General features: G+C 44.4%; 21 protein-coding genes. 19 read left to right on the forward strand and 2 right to left on the reverse strand.

Annotated elements, in window-relative coordinates; translation table 11 throughout:
* Window positions 1–7 precede the first annotated feature (7 nt).
* The 4 genes from QQ041_RS15325 (at window position 8) to QQ041_RS15340 (ending at window position 2,270) form a co-directional block, all read left to right on the forward strand.
* Window positions 8–337, forward strand: a complete 330-nt coding sequence (locus tag QQ041_RS15325) for a tail fiber assembly protein (protein WP_171762588.1) — start codon at window positions 8–10, stop codon at window positions 335–337.
* Window positions 338–422: 85 nt separating this feature from the next.
* The gene (locus tag QQ041_RS15330) at window positions 423–620 is read left to right on the forward strand and encodes a hypothetical protein (RefSeq protein WP_171762549.1); all 198 of its coding nucleotides are present in this window, start codon (window positions 423–425) and stop codon (window positions 618–620) included.
* Entirely contained in the window at window positions 620–1,789 is a 1,170-nt protein-coding gene (locus QQ041_RS15335) for a phage tail protein (RefSeq protein ID WP_285954367.1), read from the forward strand. Before QQ041_RS15330 ends, QQ041_RS15335 begins: the two co-directional genes overlap by 1 nt.
* The gene (locus tag QQ041_RS15340; RefSeq protein WP_285954368.1) at window positions 1,782–2,270 is read left to right on the forward strand and encodes a phage major tail tube protein; all 489 of its coding nucleotides are present in this window, start codon (window positions 1,782–1,784) and stop codon (window positions 2,268–2,270) included. Before QQ041_RS15335 ends, QQ041_RS15340 begins: the two co-directional genes overlap by 8 nt.
* A 118-nt stretch (window positions 2,271–2,388) precedes the next feature.
* Here the strand turns inward: QQ041_RS15340 and QQ041_RS15345 are convergent, their stop codons facing one another.
* On the reverse strand, window positions 2,389–2,817 hold the full coding sequence (locus QQ041_RS15345) for an Arc family DNA-binding protein (protein WP_285954369.1): 429 nt from the start codon (window positions 2,815–2,817) through the stop codon (window positions 2,389–2,391).
* Window positions 2,818–3,000: 183 nt separating this feature from the next.
* On the opposite strand from QQ041_RS15345, the gene QQ041_RS15350 reads away from it, so the two are divergent.
* The 10 genes from QQ041_RS15350 (at window position 3,001) to QQ041_RS15395 (ending at window position 12,714) form a co-directional block, all read left to right on the forward strand.
* Window positions 3,001–3,816 carry a KilA-N domain-containing protein gene (locus QQ041_RS15350; RefSeq protein WP_285954370.1) on the forward strand — a complete coding sequence of 272 codons (816 nt, stop codon included), beginning with the start codon at window positions 3,001–3,003 and terminating at the stop codon, window positions 3,814–3,816.
* A complete protein-coding gene (locus tag QQ041_RS15355) occupies window positions 3,813–4,010 on the forward strand; it encodes a hypothetical protein (RefSeq protein ID WP_285954371.1) in 198 nt (65 codons plus the stop codon). The genes QQ041_RS15350 and QQ041_RS15355 overlap by 4 nt, the downstream gene beginning before the upstream one ends.
* Before the next feature lie 60 nt (window positions 4,011–4,070).
* Entirely contained in the window at window positions 4,071–4,634 is a 564-nt protein-coding gene (locus QQ041_RS15360) for a hypothetical protein (protein WP_048666407.1), read from the forward strand.
* Between the two features lie 112 nt (window positions 4,635–4,746).
* Complete coding sequence (locus QQ041_RS15365; RefSeq protein WP_285954372.1) at window positions 4,747–7,488, forward strand: phage tail tape measure protein; 2,742 nt, start codon at window positions 4,747–4,749, stop codon at window positions 7,486–7,488.
* Between the two features lie 2 nt (window positions 7,489–7,490).
* Window positions 7,491–7,859, forward strand: a complete 369-nt coding sequence (locus QQ041_RS15370) for a phage tail protein (RefSeq protein ID WP_048663553.1) — start codon at window positions 7,491–7,493, stop codon at window positions 7,857–7,859.
* Window positions 7,856–8,059, forward strand: coding sequence for a hypothetical protein (locus QQ041_RS15375; protein ID WP_048663552.1), 204 nt, complete (start codon window positions 7,856–7,858; stop codon window positions 8,057–8,059). The genes QQ041_RS15370 and QQ041_RS15375 overlap by 4 nt, the downstream gene beginning before the upstream one ends.
* Window positions 8,059–9,033, forward strand: a complete 975-nt coding sequence (locus QQ041_RS15380) for a hypothetical protein (protein WP_285954373.1) — start codon at window positions 8,059–8,061, stop codon at window positions 9,031–9,033. The genes QQ041_RS15375 and QQ041_RS15380 overlap by 1 nt, the downstream gene beginning before the upstream one ends.
* A gap of 1 nt (window position 9,034) precedes the next feature.
* Entirely contained in the window at window positions 9,035–10,270 is a 1,236-nt protein-coding gene (locus QQ041_RS15385) for a site-specific integrase (RefSeq protein WP_285954374.1), read from the forward strand.
* A 77-nt stretch (window positions 10,271–10,347) separates the two neighbouring features.
* Window positions 10,348–10,635 (forward strand): helix-turn-helix domain-containing protein, encoded by a 288-nt coding sequence (locus tag QQ041_RS15390; protein ID WP_285954375.1) that lies wholly within the window; start codon window positions 10,348–10,350, stop codon window positions 10,633–10,635.
* Between the two features lie 522 nt (window positions 10,636–11,157).
* Window positions 11,158–12,714, forward strand: coding sequence for a PIN domain-containing protein (locus tag QQ041_RS15395; protein WP_285954376.1), 1,557 nt, complete (start codon window positions 11,158–11,160; stop codon window positions 12,712–12,714).
* A 212-nt stretch (window positions 12,715–12,926) separates the two neighbouring features.
* Here the strand turns inward: QQ041_RS15395 and QQ041_RS15400 are convergent, their stop codons facing one another.
* Window positions 12,927–13,514: a phage antirepressor N-terminal domain-containing protein gene (locus tag QQ041_RS15400; protein ID WP_285954377.1), complete on the reverse strand. Its 588-nt coding sequence runs from the start codon at window positions 13,512–13,514 to the stop codon at window positions 12,927–12,929.
* 431 nt (window positions 13,515–13,945) lie between these two features.
* On the opposite strand from QQ041_RS15400, the gene QQ041_RS15405 reads away from it, so the two are divergent.
* The 5 genes from QQ041_RS15405 to rplT all read left to right on the forward strand — a co-directional run bounded on the left by QQ041_RS15405 (window position 13,946) and on the right by rplT (window position 18,278).
* A complete protein-coding gene (locus QQ041_RS15405; RefSeq protein WP_171762483.1) occupies window positions 13,946–14,839 on the forward strand; it encodes a hypothetical protein in 894 nt (297 codons plus the stop codon).
* 261 nt (window positions 14,840–15,100) lie between these two features.
* Window positions 15,101–17,029 carry a threonine--tRNA ligase gene (gene thrS, locus QQ041_RS15410; protein WP_016768282.1) on the forward strand — a complete coding sequence of 643 codons (1,929 nt, stop codon included), beginning with the start codon at window positions 15,101–15,103 and terminating at the stop codon, window positions 17,027–17,029.
* A 2-nt stretch (window positions 17,030–17,031) separates the two neighbouring features.
* On the forward strand, window positions 17,032–17,583 hold the full coding sequence (gene infC, locus QQ041_RS15415) for a translation initiation factor IF-3 (RefSeq protein WP_076654893.1): 552 nt from the start codon (window positions 17,032–17,034) through the stop codon (window positions 17,581–17,583).
* 104 nt (window positions 17,584–17,687) lie between these two features.
* Entirely contained in the window at window positions 17,688–17,882 is a 195-nt protein-coding gene (gene rpmI / locus QQ041_RS15420; RefSeq protein ID WP_004738430.1) for a 50S ribosomal protein L35, read from the forward strand.
* 42 nt (window positions 17,883–17,924) lie between these two features.
* Entirely contained in the window at window positions 17,925–18,278 is a 354-nt protein-coding gene (gene rplT, locus QQ041_RS15425; protein WP_004733517.1) for a 50S ribosomal protein L20, read from the forward strand.
* Window positions 18,279–18,287 lie beyond the last annotated feature (9 nt).

Consider the following 18,287-nt stretch of genomic DNA (forward strand, 5'->3'; position numbering starts at 1 on the left):
GGGCGACATGAGTTACTATATCAAAGAGTTGGCTTATTCTAATGGAGAGACACTTTACAATGTGCCGGCAGAACTTGGAATTTTGATTGACATGGGTTTTAGTGAAGCTCGAGCTTCTGAGATTTGCCTAGAGGCTGAACATGAGGCTCTATGGGAGCTAATTCGAGCAGAGCGTCATTCAAAGCTCACGGAGACGGATTTTACTCAAGTGGGTGATGCTCCAATTACAGAAGAAAAGAAGCTTGCGTTTGCAGCGTACCGTCAAGCGCTTCGCGATTTACCCCAAAACTTTTCCAATCCAAATGACGTCATTTGGCCAGAAAAGCCAACCCAATAAACCGCTTCTAATAAGGCGGTTTTTTTGTATCTAGACAAAGCCCTTTGCAGCAATGTGAAGGGCTTTTTTATTGGAGCGTTTCTTTGTGCAGAAATCAAAAGTAAAAACACTGGAATACCCGATCATCAAAGAGTTTCGATTGAATGGTCGTTGGGTGTCTCCAAATGAAAAAACTATCCATCTTTTGCCTCAACAAACGGCCTTCCTTATCCAAAATGGGAAATTAGGGCCAGCGATTGAAGTCAAGGTGTCGTCTAAATCCACGGAAAAAGAGGGCAAGTAATGCTCACGCCAATCCAAGATTTTGAACTCAATGGGGTAGAAGTTAACACCATTGAGCCTCAACCAAGCATGGGACCACTTGCATTGCAGGTGGTTCATTTAATTGGTACTGCGCCAAATAAGAATACGGGCTTGAGTTATAACGAGCCAACGCGTTTATGGAATTACAGTCATGCGATGTTATCGCTTGATAGCGTTGGGACCAGGCAAGGCACATTGCCTAATGTGGTTCGCTACTTACTTGAATACGTTAAGTGCATTGTGTACGTAACGATTGTAGAAGCCAATACGGACGCATCCGTGACTGAAGCAAATATCATCGGCGGGGTAAACAGTTCTACAGGAGCGATCACCGGCCTTGAAACCGTTAAGGCGTGCGCTGAAACGCCAACCATCATTGCGGCGCCAGGGTTTAACTCGAAAACCGTGGGTCAAAAGCTTGCGCTTATTGGTCGTGATGTTCGCTGTCGTCCGGTTCTTGATGGTCCGAATACGAATGATATGGAAGCTGCAGAATTTGCCGCTGAATTTGGCTCGGAAGGGACAGGACAAGATAAGCTGTCGATTATCGACCCATGGTTTTTGAAAACCTATGACGGTGTGCAATCTCTTATGCCTGCTTCTATTGCTTTGGTGGCAGCGATGGCCTCGGTTGAAGGTTGGGAGAGTCCGCAAAATCGAGGGGTACTTTGTGATGAAACTGCTCGTAATGTGTCCTACAAAATCAACGATAAAACCACTCAAGCCAATTTCCTGAATAAGCATGGTGTGGTGACGATTGCTCGCACACGAATGGGGGGAATGTCTATCATTGGCAACCGCTCTAATACCGGGTGCTTTCTCTCTCATGTCGGTTTGGAAGATTTGATGGCGCGTAAGCTGGAAGAAACCAGCCAACCGCTGATGGGTAAGCAGCTTACCGAAGAGTTCATGGATCAAGTTGTTGACCGTTTAACGAACTGGGGCCAAAACTTGGTGGCTCAGGGCGTTATCCCGGTATTCAAAGCATTCCTGCACCCAAGCAAAAACAACCTAGAGAATTATACCTCTGGGCGTTGGTACTTGTGTGTTAACTATGGTCGCTATGCTCCGAATGAGCACATGGTCTATGAAATGAGTGTAGACAACGGGCTTATCGAAGCGTGGCTAGAGGAGGTCGTCAATGGCTGATCGTATTCGCATGCGGCTCTCGGCGCAGATTGAATCTGTGCCGATGATGAACGAAATCGTGGAGTTCACTCCGGTTGATATTAAAACCAAGACGGTGTCTAACGAGGGCTCGTTTGTCGAGTCTGAAGATGTCGTGGGCTTTGAGCCGCTTAAGTGGACGCTTAAAGTACGTGGTGATCATCAAAAAATCCAAAATGCCCTTGGCCGCTTCTTTATGGATAACGCTCAAATTAACGTGACGGAAAAAGGAAAAGACACCGATCAGGCGAAGTACCAAGAGGTTTACTCGATGTACGGGCCAATCACCAACATCAAAAAAGATGCAGTGAAGATGGGCGAAAAGCCAACCGTAACCATTGAAGGTACCTGTAAAGCATACAAACTCACCGATACGGGTAATGTCATTCACGACATTAATGTCGATACGGGTAAGACCGTCGTTGGCGGTGTGGATTTGATGGGGACGGCGGGTATTAGTTAAGAGAGGTGTTAAGACACCTCGATCAATGGCATGGGAAATGGTCGTTTGTTTTTGTTTTGCTCGACTGCTTTGAGCTTGTTAATGCGAATAACTATTGGTTATTTTTGCGCAAAAGAGTTTATTCCCAAGCTATCGTAAAGCCACCCGCATCCCAGTCGTACGGGAGCGTGTAACCAGAATCTACCAATGATGAGATTATGGGTTTTATGACGGTCTCTACGACAGGCTCTTCACCATCGCATAGTTCAAACTCGTCTAGAGAAATGTAAGCTGTAAAGAGCCCAAGTGCGGAGCGGCGGTGGACTTCATTCGTAATTTGGTTCAGTAAATTCAACTGAAGAGAGTCTTTACTCGCTAATGCTTTTTCTTTTGCTTCGCTTGCGTTTGGAAGTTTCGATTGCGTAGGTTGTTCTTTTAAAAATGAAGTGCTCAAACGACTAACAATCTCGGAGTTTACGGAGATATTGTGTTCGTTTGCTGCTAAATGAAGGTTTTGCTTTAGATCTTCTGGCATACGTACGTTTATTTGGGGAGGACGTTGGCTCATATAAAATTCCTGAAAACAATCTTTGGCAATAATAGCCACTTACTACTATTCTTCAATGGTAGCAATTGGCTACTATTATAGAGCAGGAGAAAGATGGTGGGTGATCACAAGTGTAGAAACGAAAAAACCCCAGTGCGCTAACACTGAGGTTTAGATTCAATTCAATATTCCTTGGAGGGAAATATGAGAAATGAACAAGTTAATATTCTAACACCGAATCAGATGCCTGTCATTGCAGGTATAGATATACGTGTCGATGATATGGGCCGTTACAACTTAAATAATTTACATAGAGCGAGTGGCTTTGGTAGCAATAAAGCACCAGCTCAATGGTTAAGGACTCAGCAAGCGAAAGAGATCGTTCGAGAAGTGACCGATATGCAGATCTGCACATCGCCTTTGAATATTATAAAAGGTGGGAAGAGCCAAGGAACATTTGCTCATGAGTTAATAGCTGTTTCTTTTGCAGGTTGGCTTAGCCCCCGTTTTCAGTTAACAGTCAATCAAGCATTTTTAGACTCTAAACAAGTAGAACGCCCTGAACTAACCACAACCGAGATATTGGAGATTGCTTTAGAAGCCTCAAAAGAGCGTGATGTTCTTAGGGTAGAAAACAAAGAACAAGCTGAAAAAATCGAAGGGCTTGAAAATCTATTTAAAGGTGGATTGACCGCTCCACAGTTTGGCCGAATGCTTAATGGTATTAACGTCCAACGAATCAACGCTTTTCTTGTTGAGTTAGGGTGGCTGTATAGAGAGCGTGGTAAAAAATCTGGTTATCGTGTTGCGAGTTATGCAAGAGATAACTATATGACAGAAAAGGAGAACGTAATATCTATGCATGGGTACGACTCTTTTGTAACTGCCACGCCAATCTTGCTACAAAAAGGCGCTACCAAGTTATATGAGCTGTATCTAAAGGGTAAGTTACCAATGAAGAAGAATTGGGATGGCGAGTACACCCACCTTAAGCTTGGTAAGAAACTGGTGGCTGCATGAGTAAAACTGCTCACCCAGAATGGGAAGATATTGAGCACGCTCTGATATCATTTCGCAGTATTTCTTCAATGCTCTGTATTGTGCTTGAAGGCCAAGAGCGAAAAACGGATCAGTACTCAGCTATTGAAGGTGTTATTCAGCTAGCTGATTTTCAAGAGCGTAAGCTAAGACATTTGGTTTGTCAGACTCACTAACCTTACCCAATCAAAACCTAAGCCACCCAAATCGGGTGGCTTTTTTTATGGGAAAAATTCATGAAAAATCAAAGCAAACTGACCTTTTTCTCGCGTGAAAGCGTGACCCTTAAAACGATCCCTGTTGCGCAGTTCCGTAAGCTGCCACACATCGAAGCCGAACAAGAACTCACGGCTAAACAGCTCTTCGAACAACGTAAAGCCGTGATTATGGCGTGCAGTGATGTGACCAAAGACGAGTTCGAAACCTTAGCGGTGCCTGATTTCAATCAGCTCTATGACGACATCTGTGATTTGATTCTAAAACCATCAGATGAACTGCAGGGTGAACAGCTTAATGGTAAGTCGGTAGAGTTTGCCTTACTGCATCCTTTCGAAAATGAAGTAGGAGACAAGATTAATAAGGTGAAGTTTGCCATTCCTAAAGTCGCGCATTCCGAAGCGTTGGCGGACATCACCGAAGAGCGAGCGCGTGAAGATTTTATGTTTGAGGTGATCACGGGCTTGCAAAGGTCCGATCTTGATTTTCTCTCAATCAATGATTATCTGGCGTTGAAACCGCAGGTGGGCGCTTTTTTTCAACAATCGGCGGCGTACTTTCGCCCGATGACGTTGAGAGCCTAATCGACCTCGTTCCAATGCACCGAAATACATCTGAATCTGAACTAAGGCGATGGCCACAAGATGTCGCGGTGCGTCGTTATGAGCTTATTCTCGCCAAGCTTGGGGTGAAATAATGTCCGAGAAAATTAACCTCGTTCTTAATACCACCGTCAATGGTCTTGAGGACATTGTTTCAACGACCACAGCCACAGAGCGGTTAACCGCGGCACTTGAAAGCCAGCGTGGAGAGGTGATCTCACTTAATGGCAAGCTCAAGCAATTAAATGGTTTTGAGTCTGCCAGCAAGCGAGCAGCTAAGTTAGCCGGTCAGCTTGATGATGCTAAAGCAAAGGTGACTCGCCTTAGTCAAGAACTGGAAGACAACAAACAGCGAACTTCGGGTCTTCGGGTTGAATACAGTAAGACACAAGCGGAGATAAAAGGCCTCAACTCTCAACTGAAAAAGGCCTCGGGCGAAGGGGCCATTGATTTAAAGAATCGGTTATACGAAGCGCAAAAACGGCTAGATTCGTTTAACGATGAGATTCACCAAGGCAAGGTGAAAACCAATGAGTTGAATGCGGCCTATAAAGCGGCAGGTAAACGGGTTACCCAGCTAACCGATAGCCAAAACAAGCAGCGCGATAAACTCAGAGGGCTGGGCGCCGCGTTAAAAGAGTCTGGGATCAATACTGGCCGTATGAGTGATGAGCAAAGAAAGCTCGAAGCTCAGGCAGAAAAGGCCACAGCGGCTATCGCCAAACAAAACCGTCACTTGAAAGAGATGAAATCAATTCAATCACGAATTGATACTCGCGATGCAAAATTGAGTGAGATTGGCGGTCAAGCGACGTCGCTTGCCATGGCTGCTGCACCAATAGCGGCGACGGTGTGGTCGGCAGTAAAGAACGAAAGCTCGTTTGCTGATGTGAAAAAGGTGGTCGATATGACCCCTGAAGAAGCAGATGCCATGCGTAATTGGTCGCTAAGAACCTCCACTGAAACACCGATGAGCGCCAATGACATCAACGCTATGTTGGCAGCTGGTGGGCAAAGCGGCATCAAAGACAAAGCCGAGTTAAAACAGTTCGTGCTCGATTCTGCACAAATGGGTGTCGCTTTCGATATGGAAGCTGGCCAAGCGGGTGAAACCCTCGCGGTATTTAAAGCAGCATTAGGGCTAGATCAAAATGGTGCGATGGGCCTTGCTGGCCTTGCCAACCATTTATCGAACAACTCGAATGCGAAAGCTAACGACATTGCAGGCGTAATGGCTAGGCAAGGCGCGTCGGCCAAAATGGCGGGGTTCTCCGCTAATGAAGCCGCGGCGCTTTCGGCGTCGATGCTGTCTGCAGGTATGGGGGAAGAACGCTCTGCAACCGCACTTAAGAATATTTCAGGTCGCCTCACTCTTGGCGGTGCAGCAACCAAAGCGCAGCAAACCGCGTTATCAACCGTAGGTTTCGATTCAGTAGGTCTCGCCACATCAATGCAAAATGATGCTTCGGGGACGTTATTACAAGTGCTTGAAGCCATAAGAGATGCGCCATTAGAAGAGCAAAGTGCATTAATCACTCAAATCTTTGGTGAAGAAGCGAAAGGGGCTGTGGCTTCACTGGCGGGTAACACGGATCTATTTCGTAAAACGCTCAAGTTAGCTAAGCAAGGGCAAGACGTTCATATTCAGTCATTACAAGACGAATATGAGGCGCGAATAAATACCAGTGAAAACGGCATTTCTCAGTTCATCAACAAGGTGAACCGTTTAAGCGTGATCGTTGGTACCGCTCTTTTACCTGCGCTCAATTGGGTACTTGAGCCATTAGGTGATGGGATCAATCTATTGGCGGATTTTGCCGAAGCTAACCAGGGCGTTACGGCTGCGGTTGGAATTGGTGTTGCTGGCTTATTGGCGTTCAAAGGCGCGATGTTAGCAGGCAAAGCCGCCTCCCTTATCTTTGGTAATACCCTCGATAAAGGGCGCTTGTTTCGAAAGGGCTTAAACCGTGAAACCCAACAAAGTGGCCGAGCAGCGGCTTTTGCAACGAAACAACTTAGCCGGTTAAACCGAGCCATGATGAGTATGGGCTCTGGTCGTGGCGGGAGAGGAAGTGGCGGTGGTTTGGGTGCCAGTGGTCGTCGTTCAAAAAGCCGAATGCCTCCACGTAAGTTACGTTCACGAAACCCGCTTGCTCGAGCTTACAACATGGCGAGCACAATGATGACGGCCAACCGTGGCGCTTTGCCATTATCGTTAGGCGGTGGTGCATTAGCGATGATGCCAAGCGTTGCGATGGCGCAAGATGGCATCGCGCTCGCCGGTGATGTGGCTCAAGGTGCGGGTAAAGCAGGCTTAGGCAAATTACTTAGGCCGCTTGATATGGCGATCAGTGCCGGCAATATCGCAACGGCCGTCACTGAAGGCGATACCAAAACCGCCTTGGCCGAAGGTGGTGGGCTACTTGGTAGCCTCGGAGGGGCCAGTCTTGGCGCAACTATCGGAACAATGGTCTTCCCTGGTGTCGGTACTGTGATAGGTGGTTTAGCCGGTTCGTTATTAGGCGATCTTGGTGGTGAGTTTTTAGGGGGATGGTTTGGCGATAAGCTGGATTCGCCCGACGATAAACTCATGGCTTCGGAAACGGTATCTGAAAAGTTAGTCGAGAAAGAAAAAAACGAATCTCTCATCCGTCAAACCCCCAAGGTCATCTTTAAAACTGACGTCGCTATTCAGGCCGCACCAGGTATGGATGAACAGAAAATTGCAGCCCAGGTTACCGCTCAAATTGACCAGAAAATGAAGTCCCAATATGACTCTTTAACGGGGCTTACCATCGACGATTCCATTAACGTGTCAGCCATTGATAGAGGATAACCATGCATCATTTAGTGATTGGGGAGTTCGTGTTTTCGGTTGGAGATAAAACGCCCATAACGAAGTTTGATAGAACAACGGCAGGCGCTTACTCCGAAGTTGGCCTCATCGATAATGCGCGTTCAGAACGAACGGGCAGACCACTTGAAACGATAGATATTACAGCAAAGTGGCTTCAATACAGCGCCGCTAAGTCCGTGGACGTGATTCGTGCCTTGATTGATGAGCCTCAACAAGTGAGTGACGGTCAAGGTTTTAACCTTGGCCGTTGGACGATCAAGCAGATTAAAGAGGGGCGCAGTGAGCTTATTCATGATGGGCGCGCCATGGTGACGGATATGTCTTTGCAGCTCTTGGAGTATCGTGGATGAAAATATTTGCGCGTAAAGGAGAATTAATCACTGATTTACTTTTTAAACAAACAGGCCAAGACAGCGATCAGTTAGAGACCGCGTTTTATCGCCTTAATCCGCATGTCCGTGGAGATGCCTTCACTGCAGATACCCATGTCCATATTCCTGAAATATCTACGGTGAAACCCACTCAATCTGTTACGAGGTCTTGGGACTAATGTTTAAACTAGTCGGCAAAAATAGCGAACTGTTATTGGCTCGCCTTAAATCGTGGCGTCTATCTGATGGCAACGGGATTGAGGGGGATAGCCTTTCTTTAACGATCAACTCTGATGACATTGACGGCATTCCCCCGAAGGGAGAAAAGTACTCAGTCTATTTGGGTGAAGTGCTGCGTGATGAATTTCAAATATCGAAACGTTCCATCAGCTTACATCCCCGAGAAGTGACTTTGGTGTTGTCTGTCGCCCCTTTCAGTATTAAAGATGAAACCGGTTATCGAGAGCGTAAATCGATGAGCTGGGACAAGACAACACTGGCTCAAGTTGTTGCGGATAATGTGACCCCTCATGGCTTTCAAACTTTTGTGCACCCGAGATTACAAAAAATTGAAATCGCCCATGTTGATCGCACTGATGAAAGTACGCCTTCGTTTTTGTACCGGCTTGCTAAGCAATATGATGCTGTCGCTAAACCTATCGATGGTCGCTTTATTTTTGCTCCCAAGGGGGAAGCTAGAAGCGCCAGTGGCAAAGACATTGAAACCATCATGTTATCGCAGCCCAGCGGTAATCAGCCACAACTTCCGAATTTCATCAACGTGAGTATCGACCTCGATGGACGAACGGATGTCGCCGGTGTTAAGGCATTTTATCTTTCGACTGAGGACGGTACTCGACAGGAAGTGAGAAAAGGTAAGGCGCCATTTAAATCGATAGGTAAAGACAGAAACAGTCAACAAGAAGCAGAGCAGGCATGCGCGAGCGAACTCAGACGAATGCAGCGAGAGGGACGAAAGCTCAGTATCGAAGCGCCGCCAAACCCAGCGGTATTTGCGGAGGGGCTATTGATTCTCGATAGCTCTTTCCCTGGTGTATTCCAAGGGACGTGCTCAATAGACAGCGTTTCGTTTTCAGGCCAAGGCTTACAACCAAGGCGCATGAGTATTAAAGCCACCTTAACAGGAGAATAAAATGATTAAGTTGAATGCCGGTGTTCATCATGCCGCTACTGTTCGCTGTAAGATTTCCGAAGCGCAAATTAGAAAGTACTCGAAAGACCTAAGAGTGACGCAGTTGAAAGATGAGCGTTATTCGCTTTACTTGCGTTTTCGTAAGAATCGAGAGCAGGGTTCGTGGGTTTATATGGAATATAAAGACGGTGCTCAGAGGCCTCATACGCTAGGGAAGTACCCGAACCTTTCAGCCCCTCATGTGTTTGATGTACTCAATTATTACGTCTTAGATCTCGCTCAGGGCAAAAGAGCGATATTTAATGAGTTTGAAACCGTTGATGAGTTGTTGGTTTGGCATCTAGACAGAGAGAACCGGTCGCAGCACTTATCTGCAGAGCGGATCATCTCGCTCAAATGTATGGTTGACCTTCACCTCGTGCCCAGACTGCATGGGGAAAGAATTGCTGAGCTGACTCATCGGAAAATTGAGAAGTTGTTGATGAAACCGCTAAGGGAGAACCACTACTCAATCAGTTATATTCGATCTATCTTTCAGGCTTTAAAGGTTGCCTTCAAAAAGGCGAAGAAGTTAAAGATGATAGGGCATAACCCATTAACCGATATGGTGTTTACAGATTTCATCACGGCCAAAATTGAAGCAAAGGGATGCAGCCTTAAACCAGGCGATGTTCAAGAGTTATTGGAAGGGCTTTGCACATCAGATCCTTTTGCCCGAGTTCTAGGTCTACTGATGCTTAGCCATGGTTCACGTATTGGTGAAACGCGTAAGGCCAAATGGTGCAACGTCTGTTTTAAAACTAAGCGATGGAAAATCCCTAAGCATGATACGAAGACAAAACGAGAGGTCATTTACCCATTAACAGACGAGATGGTTGAACTGTTAAAGGCGTTTAAAGCATGGCAGTTAGCTAACTATTACAAGGGTAACCATGTCTTTCCACAAACCAAACGAGATAAAGCACCAATATCTCGCGTCAGCGCTACGGAGTTAGTTAAAACGGTATCAAAGGGTAAATGGTGTGCTCATGACCTAAGGAAGCTAGCGAGAACTATCTGGGCTGATATAGGTATAGATTACCTAGTTGGTGAAACGCTGCTCAACCATGCCAAAGGAAAACTAGACCAGGCATACATCCATACTCACATTGAACTGCAAAAACTTGAAGCACTAAGATCCTATCATCAATGGCTAAAAAATTGCTGGCGGTCATGTTATTTGCCTACATTTGAATAATTTTGTCATGGCAAAAAGATCATCTAGATCAATCATTAAAAGACATTTAAATATGAATAGCAGGGGACAGTATTAGTATGGGTAATTTTGAGAGAAAATGTGAGGTTAGTCACGCTTTAGCGGCTGCTGCGCGGCTAGCTCCGCACCAGGTGAAATGGGTGAGGTTGAGTAAGACACAATTGAGAGTATTGGATTCAATAAAGCAGGGTGAAGAAGTGACAGCGCAACTTATTGCTGAGCGATGTGATTTGTCACCGAGTTGGGCAAGTTCTTTATTGAGAACATTGTTTGAAAGGAGATATCTAAAAAGAACTAACGTCATCCCACAGGAGGGTGGAATGACGTTCATTTATAGTAAGAGTTGAAACTCGTTATTTGCGAGATGTATGCTGGCCCATAAAGTTTCTCTTTGTAACTGGCCTTGGCGGACGTTTGTACCAGACTTTATTCTTAATATTTGATGGTAAGGTAGCTGGCGCACAAAGTTCAGAAAGAATTTCATTTGCGCTATCCCAATTTAGTTTTATACCTGTCTGCTTGAGGTGAAGAGCTATGAAGTCTGATGTTTGAAACTCAAAATTGGCTATGTTAGCTAAGTTCATAATTTTTCTCTGGATAAAGGTGATGCCGCTCCTTTGTACATGACGGATCTTATCCGAACAGAAAAGATTAGTACACATTTTTTATCTATCTAATTGTTTTATAACAATATTACACAGCACTGTTACGATCTAGGTTCTTTGGGGCCGCTTTTATTCTCAAACGGGCCCACACCGCGCGAAATAAAAATTTTTCGGGTTGTATGGTCACCACCACCATTGAGTTATAGAACGCATGCATTTATTCTTAATGCATAAACGTGATGCATAACGCAGGGATAAAAGTAAATGAAGGATCTATTTCGTAGCTTCAATAAGCCAAATGAAGATGAGCTAAAAGAGTTGTGGGAAAATGCGGTGTTCGTTCTAGATACCAACGTTCTTCATAGTGTGTATAAGTATCAATCCACTACATGTGAAGAAGTCTTAAAGTTAATGGAGCTAATACAAGAGCGTATATGGATACCATATCATGTAGCTTTGGAGTTCCATCGTAATCGTCTGAGCGTAATTAGTGGGCAACACAAAAAGTTCAATGAAACTCGTAAAGCAATTGATAAAGCAGTCAATACATTAACTAAAGAGTTAAGTGCTCTACAGTTGAAAAAGCGTCATAGCCATATTAATCCTGACTCTTTGCTTGACGGCATCAACAAGCTCAAAAATGACTACCTAAAAGAACTAGATACTCAAGAAAATGAGTGTTTAAAAGTTGAATCGGAAGATCATTTGCTTTCACGTATCGAAAAGCTGTTGACTGGAAGAGTTGGAAATAAGCCTGACAAAGATGCAATTAAAACAATTATGGATGATGGTCGGGCTCGTTATAAAGCGTTCACGCCCCCAGGTTATAAAGATGCCATAAAAGAGAAAGAGGTAGATAATAAATATGTTTACGGAGGGGTGAGCTATGAACGGCAATTCGGTGATTTAATCGTTTGGAAGCAAATCCTCCAGTATGTAAACAATGAAGATAAAACTCATTTAATCTTTGTTACCGACGATAATAAAGAGGACTGGTGGCAAATCAGTCAAGGCAAAACTATCGGATTTAGGATGGAGTTAATAGACGAAATTTATAGTGAAACTAAGCTACAGAGTTTTAATGCTTACTCTCTCGGTAGTTTCTTAGCTAGTGCTCAACGATACCTAAAAGAGGGTGTGTCTGAAGAAGCAATAGACGAAGTTAATGTAGTTTCTGAAGGTGTAGGAGTTGAAGCTGAAGCTCTCTCTGCCAGTCGTAAATATCTTGATGCGGTAGCCAAGGAAGAGCTGACGAATAAGAAATACTCATCAAATTTAGAGAGGGCATTAGAACATGCAAATTATCTGGCGTCTCCGTCAGCGGTTGAGAAAGCATTAGAACATGCAAATCATTTGGCGTACCCATCGGCGCTAGAGAGGGCATTAGAGAATGCAAATCATCTGGCGTATCCATCGGCGGTTGAGAAAGCATTAGAGAATGCAAATTACTTGGCGCATCCATCGGCGCTAGAGAGGGCATTAGAAAATGCAAATTACTTGGCGCATCCATCGGCGCTAGAGAGGGCATTAGAAAATGCAAATTACTTGGCGCATCCATCGGCGGTTGAGAAAGCATTAGAGAATGCAAATTATTTGGCGCATCCATCGGCGCTAGAGAGGGCATTAGAGAATGCAAATTACTTGGCGCATCCATCGGCGGTTGAGAGAGCATTAGAAAATGCAGAAAGATTATTACATTCTTCTACTCTTATGAGGGCTGCTGAGGATGCTAAGCGCTATCCGAATTCTTCTGTTGATGAGTTGGTAGATAGCGGAGATCTCCGTTCAACAGTGTCAGATGATGATGACAGTGAAATCTAATAATCAGTGTGGCGATTTTTAGAGTATCTTCATTTGGTCGCCAGAAAATGAACATAAAGTAAACTGTCATTTAAAGATGCCCAATTTATTCCTACTTGGGTAAAGATTGATGAAGCTAGCCCGAATGTTGTGAGGCGAGTTATGTAAGTTGTTGAAAGTAGAAGAGTCATACAAACGACTAAGGCACCAATTGGTGCCTTTATTTACTCAATTCAACAATTCTTTCCCTTCGCCGCTAACAACATTGCCAACCTAGAATTCGCCGTCTCAGCAATTTTCGCGTAATCCTCAATAGAAAAGTAACCAGGCTCACGTAGCAATTCTGGAAGCCTTGAACGCTCGAATACCATCACATCATCACCCATCGGGACAGTACCGATCACGCGGCCATTTTCTAATGTCATTAAAAATTTGGTGGTAACAGGGATTGTACTTGGGGTGGGGAGTTGGTTGGTTTCTTGGTTCCAGTATCGCCAAAGAACATCATCACATTCATTTTGGTATTGGATCACTTTGTCGCGGATTTCTTTGCGGACTCGATTAGGTTGGAGTGTTTGGAGCCAGCCGAAGAGTTTTCGAAGCGGGATGCAGAGTAAATCGCGGTTTTTAGAATCTTGAGCAACTGTTGCTATAACAGCAACACTCCATCTCTCTTTATTACTACCAAGTTTGCGGGATTGGTAACTCCAATCTAAACCCATACCTTCAACAATTGGCTTCATTGGTATGTGGGCCTCGCTATCGTGGTTGATAACGATTAGGTTTGAACCGTGGAAAGGTACATTGATTTGGTTAGGCATGATTGCCTCCTGTGTATAGCAGGTATTAACCACCACACAAAGGGACCAATCTTTGGGTGGTGAACTGACCGAGGTTGGTCCTACCGCTGCACAGGGAACGGCCAGCCGAAGCTGCCCCGATCAGCCCACCATTATTTGGGTGTGCTGAATCGCACGCATAAAAAAACCAGCAATAAGCTGGCGTCTATGCGCCTGTACAATGAGATTTAACTCTAAACGGGGGACCAATCCCGCCACTGGATTTTGCCAGTGAAGTCTAATTATGAGGCTAGGAAGGCATTAAATCAAGAGATTGAGTTTAAAGAGTGAGTTTAAGGATTAGCTCAAATTGTGATCGACACAGTTTTTTAAAATTATATAAATGTATGAAACTAGATGTATTCATTTCGTTTTGGTTATATATGTATGTAGATGATTTTTAGGGGCTGTGTATGAGATATGTGGAATTTGAATCTGATGGTTCAGTAGTTGATACCGAAACTTTCGAGAAAGATATCGATAAGTATCAAGGCTTGATTAGATGCTTAGAGTGCAAAAAGAAAGCTTGGCACACCAAATCTTATACAGTTCGAGAGGTAACTCGCGCTGCCTGCTTTAATGCACATCATCTAAAAGGGTGTGAGAAGGCAACATCGATGTTAGTTGCTGAAGATATGGAAAATGAAGCTCACGACGATGATCTGGAAAAAAGTAATACCGATATACATGTAAACCTTGATAAAACTAAACATGACTCTATTGAAGTATCAACGCCAGCGGACAAGCATCAAGATGAGGAACATAATTGGACCCCGTCTCCACAAGCCGTAAAAGCAGGAGGTAAGAATAGTGATTTTCCGGATAGTAAATCTTTACGTCAGATATTAAGTTATTTGGTTAAAAACCCAGAATATGGTGAAGGTAAAACTATTAAGATTACCGCCGACTCAGGGCGTGAGCTTCTCAATGGTATGCTTAGGGACAACTTAGTTGAAGTCTCAAAAATCAAAGAAGATGACTTTAGAACTCAGCAGATTTTTTGGGGAGAGATTAATAACTATAAAGAGAATAAAGATGGGACCCTATTTCTCAATTATGGGGGGCCTAAAGATCCATCTCTAATCTTGCCAAAAGAGCTAAAAGAAGACGTTATGAGAGTTTATAAGCTGAATTCCTTAGAACGATTTAAGGGCTCTCACTTTATTATGTTCGGTGTCGCGGGAGAGAAGAAAAATGGTGGTGTCTTGTTGCGATCGACTATGCCTAAGTATATGAACTTCATTAACTATCGCGAGAGGGCCAATTCCAAAACCGACCCTGCTGTAGAAGAAACTTCTTCCCAATAGAGTACAATACTTGCTGAAACATGATTTAGCCTAGAAAGAAATAAAGACATAGTTCTCATGCTTTGCTTTAAGTGCAGCATTGTTATTTCATGTTAATTCGCTACAATGCCCCGGTACTTATAAAGGCGCATCTGTATTTGTGCCTAAATTTGTACCAATTCTTACATATATCCCCATTAAGTTTTCTAACTTTTTGAATTGAATATATTAAATAATTTTCATGTGTTGCTTGGTGTGCAACACCACTGTAAAGGACAAATAATGCCAATTATTACTCTTCCTGACGGTAGTCAGCGTCAATTTGACAACCCTGTATCAACTCTAGATGTTGCCCTATCAATCGGTCCTGGTCTTGCGAAAGCAACCATTGCTGGTCGTGTAGATGGCGAGCGTGTTGATGCTTGTGATCTTATCGAAAACGATGCAAGCCTAGAAATCATCACAGCTAAAGATGAAGTTGATGGCCTTGAGATCGTTCGTCACTCTTGTGCTCACCTTTTAGGCCACGCGGTTAAGCAGCTTTTTCCAGAAGCGAAAATGGCGATCGGTCCTACTATCGATAACGGCTTCTACTACGATATCGACCTTGAGCACTCTCTAACGCAAGAAGATCTAGAAAAGATTGAAAAGCGCATGAAAGAGCTAGCGAAGACCAAGTACCAGGTTGTTAAGAAGAAAGTTAGCTGGCAGGAAGCGCGCGACGCATTCGAAGCTCGCGGCGAGACTTACAAGATTGAAATCTTGGACGAGAACGTTTCTAAAGACGATCGTCCAGGCCTGTACCATCACGAAGAATACATCGATATGTGTCGTGGTCCACACGTGCCTAACATGAGCTTCTGCCAGCACTTCACTCTACTTAACGTAGCAGGTGCATACTGGCGTGGTAACAGTGACAACAAGATGCTTCAACGTATCTACGGCACTGCATTCCACGACAAGAAGGCGCTTAAAGCTCACCTTGTGCGCCTAGAAGAAGCGGCTAAACGTGACCACCGTAAAATCGGTAAAGCGCTTGACCTATTCCACATGCAGCAAGAAGCACCAGGCATGGTGTTCTGGCACCATAACGGTTGGACTATCTTCCGTGAGCTAGAAGTATTTATTCGTCAGAAGCTGACTGAGTACGATTACCAAGAAGTTAAAGGCCCATTAATGATGGACCGTGTTCTTTGGGAACGCTCTGGTCACTGGGATAAGTACGCTGAAGCAATGTTCACAACTTCTTCTGAGAACCGTGAATACGCTATCAAGCCAATGAACTGTCCTGGTCACGTTCAAATCTTCAACCAAGGTTTGAAATCTTACCGTGATCTACCGCTACGTATGGCTGAGTTCGGCTCATGTCACCGTAACGAGCCGTCTGGCGCACTTCACGGTATTATGCGTGTTCGTGGCTTCACTCAAGATGATGCTCACGTATTCTGTACTGAAGACCAAGTTCAACAAGAAGTTAAAGCTTGTATTGAAATGGTTTACGATACTTACACAACTTTCGGCTTCGAAAGCATCGTTGTTAAGCTATCTACTCGTCCAGAACAGCGTGTAGGTTCAGACGAAATGTGGGACCGTGCAGAGGCTGACCTTAAGCAAGCGCTAGAGGCAATGGACATTGCATACGAGATTCAAGAAGGCGAGGGTGCGTTCTACGGACCTAAGATTGAATTTACTTTGCATGATTGTTTGGACCGCGCTTGGCAATGTGGTACAGTGCAGCTCGATTTTGCATTACCAGAACGTTTAGGTGCGACTTACGTAGGTGAAGATAACGAGCGTCACACGCCAGTTATGATCCACCGCGCGATTTTAGGTTCACTAGAACGCTTCATCGGTATTCTTATTGAAGAATACGCTGGCTTCTTCCCAACGTGGTTGGCGCCAGAACAAGCAGTTGTAATGGGCATTACAGACAAACAGTCTGAATATGTACAAGAAATTACGAAAAAACTGCAAAAAAGTGGATTTAGAGTCAAAGCAGACTTGAGAAATGAGAAGATTGGCTTTAAAATCCGCGAACATACTTTGAAACGTGTACCGTTCATGCTTGTGTGTGGTGACCAAGAAATGGAAGCCGGCGAAATTGCAGTACGTACACGTAAAGGTAAGGACCTTGGCAAATTTAAAGTGGATGACTTTATTTCATACATCCAAGCCGAGGTTTCAAGCCGTAAGCTCAATCTGGAGGAATAGCTATTAAAGGCGGAAGACGTGGCCAACAACCGGCCAAACAAAACCAGCACCGTTTAAACGGTGACATTCGTGGCGTTCGTGAAGTGCGTCTAACTGGCGCAGACGGCGAAGCTGTTGGTGTAGTATCAATCGCTGAAGCGATGGAAGCTGCAAATGAAGCTGGTATGGATCTTGTAGAGATCAGCCCTAACGCCGAGCCGCCAGTTTGTCGTGTGATGGACTACGGTAAGTTCCTCTTCGAGAAGAGCAAAGCTGCGAAAGAGCAGAAGAAGAAGCAAAAGCAGGTTCAGATCAAGGAAATTAAATTCCGACCTGGAACTGATATTGGAGACTATCAGGTAAAACTACGCAACCTGACTGGTTTCCTAGAAGACGGCAACAAAGTGAAGGTAACAATTCGCTTCCGTGGCCGCGAAATGGCTCACCAAGAAATCGGTGTTGACGTTCTTAATCGTTTGAAAGCGGATACTGAAGAATTTGCAGTAGTCGAATCTTTCCCAACGAGAATTGAAGGTCGCCAGATGATCATGGTGTTGGCCCCTAAAAAGAAGTAATTAACGGCTTTGCAAGTAATTAAACCCTGCAGCCTCAGGTTGCGGGGTTTTATTCGCCCTAATTACTATGTTATTAACAACTCAACAATGCGGAGTTATTCATCATGCCTAAGATGAAAACCAACAAAGGTGCTGCTAAGCGTTTCCAGAAAACTGCTGGTGGTATTAAGTTTAAGCACGCTGGTAAACGTCACATCCTGACTAAGCGTACTACTAAGAACAAGCGTCAGCTACGTCCGAACTCGATCCTTCCTAAATGTGAAGTTGCTCAAGTTCTACGTATGATGCCATACGCTTAATTCTTTTTAGTTTATAAATTCGTTTAGTTTAGGAGAAGCATAATGCCTCGCGTAAAACGTGGTGTACAAGCTCGTGCACGTCATAAGAAAGTTCTAAAACAAGCTAAAGGTTACTACGGAGCACGTTCACGTGTTTACCGCGTAGCTTTCCAAGCAGTTACCAAAGCTGGTCAATACGCTTACCGTGACCGTCGCAACAAGAAACGTCAATTCCGTCAACTTTGGATTGCACGTATCAACGCGGCATCTCGTCAAAATGGTCTATCTTACAGCCGTTTCATCAATGGCCTTAAGAAAGCATCTATCGAGATCGACCGTAAGATTCTTGCTGACATCGCAGTATTCGACAAAGCAGCATTTGCTGTTCTAGTTGAAAAAGCGAAAGCATCTCTATAATTTAGAGTT

It is taken from the genome of Vibrio sp. TMPB1044, from assembly GCF_030442075.1.
GTDB lineage: Bacteria > Pseudomonadota > Gammaproteobacteria > Enterobacterales > Vibrionaceae > Vibrio > Vibrio satsumensis.